Consider the following 10,937-nt stretch of genomic DNA (forward strand, 5'->3'; position numbering starts at 1 on the left):
AATAATTACGATTTAAAGGGGTGAAAATGATGCGTGTGAATGTTACATTGGCCTGTACAGAGACAGGGGACAGAAATTATATTACGACGAAGAACAAACGGACGAATCCGGACCGGTTAGAAATGAAAAAGTATTCCCCCCGGTTGAAAAAGTATACGTTGCATCGTGAGACAAAATAGATCACGATAACAAAAGCCATTGTGCCGTTGCACAATGGCTTTTGTTTTATCAGTTTACCGCCTGATAGGCAGGAGCATTCATTTGCTGGCGTACCGCGCACCAAACATCATAAATGGCAAGGTGGACGATGTGCGGTTCATCGTGGTGAATGGCATGAGAACTGTTTTTGGCCTGAATCCATCCGCTTTGATAAGAGACATCAAGCATGCTTCTGTGCAGTTTCACCCATTGTTCATGAGCGTGCTTTAAACGCTCATCCCGCTCTCCCGAGGATAAAATCAACAGCGGCATATCGCCGAAATGAATCTGCTGATGCTTGATCTGACGAAGGCTCGTCAAAAATTCCGCGTGTGATCCTTCCAATATGAACTGTTTCAAATAGGCGGCTTTCATTTCTTCGGGAAGAAGCGGAAGCACTTTCGTCTCCTGATCCTCAGAAACCGGATCAAGCATCACCATCCCGAGAATATCCCGGCGGTTCCGGCTCGCCCAGAGTCTGCTGATAATCGCGCCGTATGAATGCGAGACGACAAGATAAGGAGGCTTGACGCCGGCCTTCAGAAGCAGAGCGTTTAATTCCTGTACCATGTGGTCCGCCGTTCTCTTGTTTCGGCTTTGTCCGCTTTTGCCGATTCCGGCTCTGTCATATGTGAAAACCCCAAATTCTTCATCTATGTCAGCGAGTAATGATGTCCATGTTTCAGAAGAAGTGCCGTAGCCGGCTTCAAAGACGATCGTCACTTCGCCGGCGCCTTTACGGTGTTTCGTATAAAACGGACACCCGTCAATCAGATATGTCCTTTCCATCCATGCTGCTTTCATTGGAGTCATCCCCTCTAATTGGTTCTATAGGGAAGACGGAGAAGCTTCGGCAATCGTTTCTCAAAAAATAAAAAAAGAGACAGCCGGATCGAAAAACTCCGGCTGTCACTTCATCACCATGCTCTGTCGTATTGAACCGGTGACGGTATTTCAGTATTCAGCTGCTTCGCTGCATTCCTTGCAAAGTGCGGATCGCGCAGAAGTTCTCTCGCGACAAAAATAAGGTCAGCGCGGTTGTTTTGCAGAATTTCTTCCGCCATTGTTCCCGTCGTTATCAAACCGACGGCGCCTGTTGCGATTTCGGCCTGTTCACGGATTTTCTCTGCGAAGCTCACTTGGTAGCCTGGGAAGACATTAATATCAGCTTGAACGAGTGCGCCTGAGCTGCAATCAATGAGGTCGACTCCCTGTTCTTTCATCCACTTCGCAAAACCGATATGATCCGCAATGTCCAGCCCTTTGTCTGTATAATCCGATGCAGAAATACGGACAAATAACGGGCCGTCCCAGACTTCCTTGACGGCTTCAATGGTCTCGCCTAAGAAGCGGTAGCGATTTTCATGTGAGCCTCCGTATTCGTCTGTACGGTGATTGGACAGAGGGGACAAAAATTCGTGCATTAAGTAGCCGTGTGCCGCATGAAGTTCAATAATATCAAAGCCGGCTTCTTTCGCGCGCGCCGCTGCCTGTTTGAATTCCTGAATGGTTTCTTTAATTTGTTCTGTCGTCATTTCAGCCGGTGTTTTGGACTGCTCATCGAACGGAATGGCTGACGGAGCGTAAATGTCTCCTTCAAGCTCAGCTTTACGTCCGGCGTGCGCAAGCTGAATGCCGATTTTAGATCCTTGCGCTTTCACTTGTTCCGTCAGTTTGGCAAAACCTTCGATATGATCATCGCTCCAAATGCCCAAATCCTGATCGGAAATGCGCCCTTGAGGATTAACGGCTGTCGCTTCCACGATAATCAGGCCGACCTGTCCGATTGCACGCGATATGTAGTGCGCCATATGAAAAGGCTGCAGTTTTCCGTCCTTCTCATGTGAGGAATACATGCACATCGGTGCCATAACAATACGGTTTTTGATCGTTACATCTTTAACGGTCCATGGTGTGAATAATTTTCTGGCCATTTATTTCGCCTCCCGGAATGTTTTTAGACATTGATTATAACAACTCATGATCATTCAGTCATATAAACTGCTCACGACTGAGCGCATTGTTATTATTGTTCTGGACGGGCATTTTTTTATACACAGCGTGGCCGTATCTTCATAACAGGCATTTACAGCCGATCATATAGCAAATATAGATGAGAAACGCACCGATGACTGCGTGGCCACCTTTGAACCAGTTTGTCAGGATGAAAATACTGCTGATGAAGATCACTGCGCCGAAGGCACCGAATATTCCGTTTTTTTGAGCGGCTCTGAAATCGTCGGCGCTCATATTTTTTCAGCTGCAAGTGAATATTCAGTAACGTCATGATCGGCAGCAATGTAATAACGCCTGATAAAAATAAGTATTTCGATTTGCTTAAATACGCGGCGGCCACCATAACGGTGCCGCCGATAAAAAATTGAATGAGAAAACCCATGCTGAAACGCTCACCTTCTGTTTGTTATCAAGTATAATGATGGAGACATTGCCATTTTATTTTTGATTGATGTATAAGTAAACTAAATATAACTAATGCATTGGATAATAAAGAATGATATCTGGGAGATGAAGCCGGTTGGATTTAAAGAAGCATTTAGCCTTTATTAAAACGGTTGAAAGCGGCAGCCTGACCCAAGCCGCTGCCATATTGAATTACACACAGCCGAACATCAGCCAAATGATCAGTAAATTAGAGGAAGAGTACGGTTTTCCGCTTTTGATCAGACAGCGGCATGGAGTGAGGCCCACCGCAAATGGCTTGAAAGTGTTACATATTATGAAGGAAATTCAAAAAAACTATGAAAAACTGTCTGAAACCGTTGATAATATTAATGGGTTAGAAAGAGGGGAAGTCCGGCTCGGCACTGTTACGAGCGTGGCGGTAAAATGGCTGCCGAAAATTTTGAGGGAATTTAATGAGCTGTATCCTTCCATTAAGGTGCATTTGTTTGAAGGAAATTCTACTGAACTGGAAGAATGGCTGAAAGATGACCGGATTGATGCGGCGATCGGCACATCCCACAGCGAGAGGTGGCATTTTTACCCGTTGGCCGAGGATCAGATTGTAGCGGTGATGAGCCCGCAGCATGAATTGGCGCAATGTGAAACGGTTCCGTTACATGTCATGGAGTCCGTCAAATGTATCGTGCCTTATCCGGAGACACATTTTGATGTGCTGAAAGTGCTGAAGGAAGAAAAGATTACGCCGCGGGTCGCTTATCAAATCAGAGGGGATGAAGCGATTATTGCAATGGTGCGGAACAATCTGGGGATCAGCATCTTGCCGCAGCTTTTGGTGAATGATTGTGATGTGCTCATCAAACGGTTCGACCGGTATGTCTCCAGGCAGCTCGGCATTTTGACAGCTCATGCAAAGGAGACGCAGACACCTTCTGTCCAGAAACTGATTCAATGCATACAAGAATGGGTTGCGGTCCGTCAGGCTTCTGTCTGAAGAAGCCTGATATGCGTTTAAGCCGGTTCAGCATAATAGACCAGCATAAAATATGTCACCGGTTCATCCGAGGAATTAAAATAACTGTGCGGCATCGCCCGAAGTCAGCACATGCTTTTCGTCATGAAGCTCAACCGTCAATTCACCGCTCTTGATTAAAATGTATCTTCCCCTAAATGTGATTTTGCCTCATGGGCGCAGCCCGGCTTCAGGTCAACTATGTCAAAAAGTCTGACCGTGACGGTGGTGAGCGGGGTTATTTTGATGTCGGGCTTTCGTCTGTTTATATAAAAAAAGCATCAACGGCACATGCTGTTGATGCTTTTTTTGATATGCTAGGGTTTGGAGAGCACTTCAATTCCGACGTTGACCATTTTGTCCAGTCCCATAAAAGACAGGCAGATTTTGGCGCGTCTTTTTCTTTTATCGATCTTTTTAATAATGCCTTCCATTCCTTTAAGAGGCCCTGAGGCAACGGTTACTTTTGAATTTTCAATATAGACTTTTGAATAATCTACAGTGTCTCCTTCTCCGATCAGCCTAATGATAGGGAGGATTTCTTCATCCTTAATTGTCGTGAAATAGGTTTTACGCTCTTTGGAATAATATGCGCCGTTATTCACGATTCTGCATGAAATGGGGAGTTCTTTGATTTTATGAAATGTCCGCTCTGTCATCTTCGTTTTAAACAGCACATATCCCGGAAACATCTTTTTGAGTGCCTCGTATTTGATTCCGGCTTTTCGTTCTGTGACTTTTTTCTTGGGTATGATTGAGTAGAGAGCCTGCTCATCAAACTGCAGACGCAGAAATTTTTGAACTGTTTCTTCTTTTCCGGACTCTACAAAAAGTGCGTACCATTTCATGACTGGGTCCTCCTTAGAATAATAAGAAATTATTATACAAAGAAAGTATTTAATGGATAGTATTTAAAATGATTAAAAATTTTTCTAATTCGTCTTTTTTTTACATAATATATGAAAATGAAAAATAAGTATAGACCCAATTGACAGAGAGGCGATGAATTTTCTTTGACATGAAAAGGGTTCAGGGAATTATCTGACATTTATCCCGAAACAATTATGCCGACTGTCCACCGAACATAAAACTGTGAAATAAATGTCAGAAAATAATGAAATAATTCCTTGACATTATTATCTATAAATTGATATTATTCTCTTTAAATAGCAACTATTTGTTAAATTTATTAAATTGATGTAAAGCACCTATTAAATTTCAATCGCTGTTTCGGCACGTTGAAGAGGAAATAGGGATTATAAAAATGATTGTAGTGTATATATCTACATATACATGATAAGGGAGAAGTGTGCCGTCATGGCTGTTTTCGGGCATATTGGCACTGCAGCTTGTCATGCGAAACATTCAGTAAACAAGCAAGATGTCTTGATATAAATTATGTTAGAAAAGGAAAACACAATGCGTTTGCGATTTTTAAACCTGTGCTGAATCGCAAACGCGTTTGTGTTTTTATTTTTATGCCGGTATTTACACCAGTCAATATATGAAATAAGAGGCGTTTTTGTATGGAGATCCACATGTGATATACAAAATTGGCGATGCGGAAAGGATGAGGATAAGATGCTTACGTTTGTGTTCCCGGGGCAGGGTTCTCAATTTAAAGGAATGGGAGCCGGACTGTTTGATGAATTTCAAGATCTGACACGTCAGGCTGATGACATATTAGGCTACTCTATAGAAGAATTGTGTCTGGAGGATCCGAATCACCAGCTGGGGAAAACGCAATTTACCCAGCCGGCGTTATATACGGTGAGTGCACTCAGTTATTTAAAGAAAATGAAAGAGTCCGGCAGAGAGCCTGATTACGCCGCAGGGCACAGTTTAGGAGAATATAATGCGTTATTTGCGGCCGGCTGCTTTGATTTTGAGACCGGTTTGCAGCTTGTGAAAAAAAGAGGGGAGCTCATGAGCAAGGCAGCTCCCGGAGGCATGGCGGCGGTTTTGGGGTTTACCGCTGAACAAGTAAAAGAGGTTCTATCCGATTATCATCTGACCGGCATTGATATCGCTAACCACAATTCACCTTCGCAAATTGTGATCGCCGGAACGAAACAAGACATTGAAAAAGCGGGCCCCGTCTTTGAAAAAGCCGGCGTGAGAATGTACCTTCCTTTAAATGTGAGCGGCGCCTTCCATTCCCGCTATATGAAAGATGCTGAAAAAGAGTTCGCGGATTATTTAGAAGAAACGGCGTTTTTGCCTCTTCGTTTTCCGGTGATCTCAAATCTTCATGCCGCACCTTATAAGAATGATGAAATCAAAACAAATCTGACTTTGCAAATGACCAATCAGGTAAAGTGGACGGACACGATACGCCGTCTGATGGGACTTGAAAATAATGAAATTGCAGAAGTCGGGCCTGGGGAAGTGCTGACAAAACTGACGCGTCAGATTAAAAAAGATGCCGTCCCATTACCTATGCCGAAAGAAGAGTCTGATACTGCTGATGTTAAAGCATCGGCAGCTGATCCGCAAAAAACGGCGGGAATGAGATTAGGGAACGAAGATTTTAAAAAAGATTATAACATCCAATATGCTTACATGACGGGCTCCATGTACAGGGGAATTGCTTCGGAACAGATGGTCATTAAAGCGGCAAAAGCGGGAATGCTGGGCTTTTTCGGAACGGGCGGATTGAGTATCGAACGGATCGGACAGGCCATCGGCACCATCCGGTCTGCACTGCGGCAAGGGGAAACATTCGGAATGAATCTTCTTCATCATATGATGTCACCTGACAAGGAAGTCAGAATGATAGATTTATATTTGAAAAACGGCATTCATCTTATTGAAGCATCGGCATTTATGGGCATAACCCCCGCTCTTGTTATATACAGGGCAAAGGGATTAACCAGGAATCATGACGGGTCGGTGTCAGTTCAAAACAAAATCATCGCGAAAGTATCCCGGCCTGAAGTCGCTGAGGCCTTTCTGAATCCGGCTCCGGCTCATGTGCTGGAAAGACTTGTGTCTGACAATCGGCTGACAGCCGGGGAAGCGGCGCTTGCAAAAGAAATTCCGATGGCTGATGACATTTGCGTTGAAGCGGATTCAGGAGGGCATACCGACCAAGGGATTCCGTATACATTAATGCCTGCTATGATCAGACTCAGAGACCGCATGATGGAGAAGCACGGTTATGCGAAAAAAGTAAGAATCGGCGCAGCGGGCGGCATCGGCACTCCGGAAGCGGCTGCTGCCGCGTTTCTGCTCGGCGCCGAATTTATCGGAACCGGTTCTATTAATCAATGCACGGTCGAAGCCGGGACAAGTGATTCAGTGAAAGATCTGCTTCAGGAAGCGAACGTGCAGGATACGTCATACGCTCCTGCGGGAGATATGTTTGAAGCGGGAGCAAGGGTGCAGGTGCTGAAAAAAGGCCTGTTTTTCCCGGCAAGAGCCAATAAACTCTTTGACTTGTACAGACAATACAATTCTTTAGATGAAATAGATGAAAAAACGAAAACATTAATTGAAGAAAAGTATTTCCAGCGCAGTTTTGAAGAAGTGTATGAGCAGTTGAAACGTGATAAATCTCCTGAGCAGATCGCCAAAGCCGAACAGAATCCGAAACACAAAATGGCGATGGTATTTAAATGGTATTTTTCTCATACGACAAGGCTCGCTCTGGAAGGAAAAAGTGAAAGTAAAATAGATTACCAAATTCATTGCGGTCCTGCGCTCGGCGCGTTTAATCAATGGGTGAAAGGAACCCCGCTTGAAAATTGGAGAAACAGGCATGTCGATCTGATCGGCAAACAGCTCATGGAAGAAACAGCCGGCCTTCTTGCGCAAAGGCTGGTATCGATTACAGGCTGAGTATGACCAGCCATTACATTTTTTCTGCGGAGGACAGACCATGCTGATTGAAAATCATGAATTAACGATGAGCCATGTCGGGTTAGGGAATTTGAATGAGTACGCGCTGCTGCTGTTATTCGGCAACGCACACAGTCACCATTTAACGGACGGAACGGGATTCCGGCCTGATCAGATGGCCGATCACCAAGGGCTGATTTTGTATCCGGCTTATTTTATGACACATCTCAAAGTTCCTTCAGATCAGCCTCTTGATCAGTACCGATTATGGGACGAGGTTTCCGTCGGAGTCGATATCTCCCGGTTTGGAGAAACCATATTAGAATCTGATTATTTGTTCGGGCCGAAAGGAGCGGTCAGCTCTGATAAAAGCGAGTGGGACCGGGGACGGTTTCCTTCTATGAAAGCCAATAGTTTAATTGTCGTCGACGTCACACAAACAGAAGGTTCGACGCGCAAAGTCTCAGCGCCTAAGGCTGAATGCATTGCGGAACTTTCTAAGCTAGCCAAGCCGCCTTACGCCCTGATGCGGTCAAAGAAAATCAGAACGGACGCCTTCGGTATGAAGCCGGGCAATCTCAAAACAGCAGACCCCGTTTCATATCGGGTTCCTGTTGATCAGGATGCTGCGCCCGGGCATGCCATGGTGTTTGCGAAATTCAGCAAGATAATGGATGCGGCGGAATTTGAATGGATGACGCGCCGGTCGAAGCCGGGTTTTCCGGTTTCAATCGCGCGGCATTTATTTTTGCTTGAAAGAGAGACGTATTATTACGGAAATTGTTTTGCAGATGAAGAGCTTGATATTTATATGACGGGACACATTGAAGAATGCGATCCCGACTTTCACGGTGAGTCCCTCGGTATGATCTCAGTGGCGAAAATCAGCTATCAGATTGAAGTCTATATGAAAAGAAATCATACATTGCTGGCCATTTCCAAGGTGGACAAGCTGCTGGCGGTGCCGACCTCTTCACAAGATCATATTCCGGATTATAAGCGGGTCATCAGAAGTCTATAAAATGAAGAATGGAGCTGAAAGCAAATGGAACAAACCAAGGAAATGAAGCAGATCATCGCTCAAATCATTCAGGACATTCAAGAACAGCAGTCATATCGGGCCGTCGAAGCGGGAGATGATGTGAGAGTCATAGAGGATCTGGGCTTCTCATCACTGGATATCGCTCAATTAGTCGCACAGATGGAGATGGAAACCGGAGTAGATCCTTTTTCCCAAGGAGAAACAATTTCAAGCATTACAACCGTCGGCAGCATTTGTGATATTTATCAAAAATATATGGACAGTGCTCAATCATGAAAACAGAAAGCGGGGGAGATATCAGCTGGGTGACTGATAAGCTTAGGGAAACGCAAGACAGTGAGTTTCTCATTTTTAAAGGGCAGACTTTTACGTATGATGATTTGCTGGCACGAATTAGCTTTTTTCAGAAAGAACTTGAACAAAACGGAATACATGAAGGAGAATGTGTGGCGCTTATCGGGGATTATTCCCCGAACGCTATTTTTTTGCTGATGGCGCTTTTGTTAAACCGAAATATCGTTGTCCCTCTAAGCAATGAATCAAGGGAAAAGCATCTCGATATGTTTGAAGACGCGAAAGTGAATCAAATCATTGAAATAAATGAAAATGACAGCTGGACGCTTCGTGAAGGTTCTGAAAGCGCCTCTCACCCTCTGCTTGATGACCTGCGCGAGAGAGAGGAGTCAGGCATTATTATTTTCACATCGGGAACTTCCGGCAAAAGCAAAGCATCCGTGTTAAGCGCCGGCCGGCTGCTTGAAAAATATAAAACGGCGAAGAGAAAACCGCTGCGTACGCTCATTTTTCTGAAATTGGATCATATCGGCGGCATTAATACGCTGTTTGCGATTCTGTTTAACGGGGGAACCATCGTCACATCAGACAGCAGAACGCCGGAGTCCGTTTATCAGGCGGTCGACAAGCATGCTGTCCAAGTGCTCCCCGCCACCCCGACCTTTTTAAACATGCTGCTGATGTCCAAGGCGGATGCCGGCTATAACCTCTCTTCACTCCGGCTGATCACTTACGGCACAGAACCGATGCCCCAATCAACGCTGCGCGGCATTCACCGGCTGTTTCCGGATGTACGGCTGAAACAAACATACGGATTAACTGAACTGGGTATATTCTCAACGAAATCAAAAGACAGCCAATCCACTTGGATGAAAGTGGGCGGTGCCGGAACAGAGACCAAAATTACCGGAGGCACGCTTTGGGTCCGTTCTGAGTCCGCGATGCTCGGCTATTTAAACGCACCGTCACCTTTCGATGAAGACGGCTGGTATGACACCGGTGACCAGGTGGAAACAGACGGCGAATATATAAGAATCCTTGGAAGAAAGAGTGAAATCATTAATGTGGGCGGAGAGAAAGTGTTTCCGGCAGAGGTGGAAAGCGTCTTTCTGGAGATACCGAATGTCCGGGATGTTCTCATAACAGGCAGAAAAAATCCGATTACAGGCGAGATTGTCGCGGCAGAGGCCGTGCTCGAAAAAGAAGAAGATATCAAATCTTTCAGAAAGCGGGCCGTAGCTCATTGCAAACAGAAGCTGCAGCCATATCAGATACCGCAGATCATCTCTGTTACAGATCGGAAACTGTCTAATGATCGATTTAAAAAAATAAGAAACGTGTAAAACAGGAGGCAAATATGAATAACGGAAAAGTAGCGGTCGTCAGCGGAGGAAGCCGGGGGCTGGGAAAAGCGATTGTACAGACGCTTTTGGATGAGGATTACATAGTAGCCGCTTTCAGCCGCAGTGAATCTGATTTTATTAACACATTGAGAGAGAGTGAAAAGTACCGCGGCCGCTTTTATTGGGAAGCGGCGGATGCGGCGGATGATGCCGCCATGAAACAGTTTGTTCTTCAAGTATACCGCAAGTTTTCCAGAATAGACGGCTTGGTCAATAACGCCGGTTTGAACCTTGATCAGCTGCTGCCCCTGACCAATGATGAAGACATTGACCGCATCCTCAATCTGAATATCGGCTCAGTCATCAAGCTGACCCGGAACGTTTCCCGTGTCATGCTGAAACAAAATTCCGGCTCAATCGTTAACATAAGCTCCATTATCGGCTCAAGAGGATTTAAAGGCACTTCAGTCTACAGTGCATCCAAAGCGGCTCTTGACGGCTTGACGCGAAGCCTGGCCAGGGAGCTCGGGTCTAAAGGAATCCGTGTCAATTCTCTTGCGCCCGGTTTTGTGGACACCGATATGACGAAAAATATGCCGGAAAAACAAAAATCACAGATTATCAGAAGGACGCCGATGGGCCGTTTAGGCGAAACAGACGATATGACCGGACTCGTTCGTTTCCTGCTTTCTCCTGAATCGTCCTTTATGACCGGACAGACAATGGCAATAGACGGCGGATTAACTTGTTAAAGCACAGAAAAATTCTTTTGTACAAGGGATGGTAT

Annotated in this window: 10 protein-coding genes and 1 pseudogene; 7 read left to right on the forward strand and 4 right to left on the reverse strand. The window is 45.3% G+C overall.

The features are described from left to right. The first annotated feature begins 29 nt into the window (after positions 1-29). Positions 30-179 carry a 50S ribosomal protein L33 gene (gene rpmG / locus ABK447_RS08100; RefSeq protein WP_003153246.1) on the forward strand — a complete coding sequence of 50 codons (150 nt, stop codon included), beginning with the start codon at positions 30-32 and terminating at the stop codon, positions 177-179. Between the two features lie 49 nt (positions 180-228). Here rpmG and ABK447_RS08105 read toward each other — a convergent pair whose 3' ends face one another. From ABK447_RS08105 to ABK447_RS08115, 3 genes and pseudogenes are all read right to left on the reverse strand, one after another. Beyond that, positions 229-1,002, reverse strand: coding sequence for an alpha/beta fold hydrolase (locus ABK447_RS08105; protein WP_012117933.1), 774 nt, complete (start codon positions 1,000-1,002; stop codon positions 229-231). 113 nt (positions 1,003-1,115) lie between these two features. Beyond that, positions 1,116-2,132: an NADPH dehydrogenase NamA gene (gene namA, locus ABK447_RS08110; protein WP_033574131.1), complete on the reverse strand. Its 1,017-nt coding sequence runs from the start codon at positions 2,130-2,132 to the stop codon at positions 1,116-1,118. 139 nt (positions 2,133-2,271) lie between these two features. Beyond that, positions 2,272-2,596, reverse strand: a pseudogene (locus tag ABK447_RS08115) (GlpM family protein). Positions 2,597-2,734: 138 nt separating this feature from the next. On the opposite strand from ABK447_RS08115, the gene ABK447_RS08120 reads away from it, so the two are divergent. After that, complete coding sequence (locus ABK447_RS08120; protein ID WP_032866381.1) at positions 2,735-3,613, forward strand: LysR family transcriptional regulator; 879 nt, start codon at positions 2,735-2,737, stop codon at positions 3,611-3,613. Between the two features lie 335 nt (positions 3,614-3,948). On the opposite strand, the gene loaP is transcribed toward ABK447_RS08120, so the two are convergent. Further along, positions 3,949-4,479 (reverse strand): antiterminator LoaP, encoded by a 531-nt coding sequence (gene loaP, locus ABK447_RS08125; RefSeq protein ID WP_007408401.1) that lies wholly within the window; start codon positions 4,477-4,479, stop codon positions 3,949-3,951. 733 nt (positions 4,480-5,212) lie between these two features. Between loaP and fabD the strand changes: the two genes are divergently transcribed. From fabD to ABK447_RS08150, 5 genes are read left to right on the forward strand one after another with little or no spacing between them, the layout of a single operon-like run. After that, positions 5,213-7,471 carry an ACP S-malonyltransferase gene (gene fabD, locus ABK447_RS08130; protein ID WP_032870647.1) on the forward strand — a complete coding sequence of 753 codons (2,259 nt, stop codon included), beginning with the start codon at positions 5,213-5,215 and terminating at the stop codon, positions 7,469-7,471. Between the two features lie 40 nt (positions 7,472-7,511). After that, a complete protein-coding gene (locus tag ABK447_RS08135) occupies positions 7,512-8,492 on the forward strand; it encodes an LnmK family bifunctional acyltransferase/decarboxylase (RefSeq protein ID WP_015240163.1) in 981 nt (326 codons plus the stop codon). Between the two features lie 24 nt (positions 8,493-8,516). Further along, on the forward strand, positions 8,517-8,789 hold the full coding sequence (locus tag ABK447_RS08140) for an acyl carrier protein (protein WP_003153264.1): 273 nt from the start codon (positions 8,517-8,519) through the stop codon (positions 8,787-8,789). Further along, positions 8,786-10,150 carry a long-chain fatty acid--CoA ligase gene (locus ABK447_RS08145; RefSeq protein ID WP_033574128.1) on the forward strand — a complete coding sequence of 455 codons (1,365 nt, stop codon included), beginning with the start codon at positions 8,786-8,788 and terminating at the stop codon, positions 10,148-10,150. The genes ABK447_RS08140 and ABK447_RS08145 overlap by 4 nt, the downstream gene beginning before the upstream one ends. 14 nt (positions 10,151-10,164) lie before the next feature. After that, complete coding sequence (locus ABK447_RS08150; protein WP_025284970.1) at positions 10,165-10,902, forward strand: SDR family oxidoreductase; 738 nt, start codon at positions 10,165-10,167, stop codon at positions 10,900-10,902. The last annotated feature ends 35 nt before the right edge of the window (positions 10,903-10,937 follow it).

The organism is Bacillus sp. hwrm1 (assembly GCF_040207805.1).
Taxonomy (GTDB): Bacteria; Bacillota; Bacilli; order Bacillales; family Bacillaceae; genus Bacillus; species Bacillus velezensis.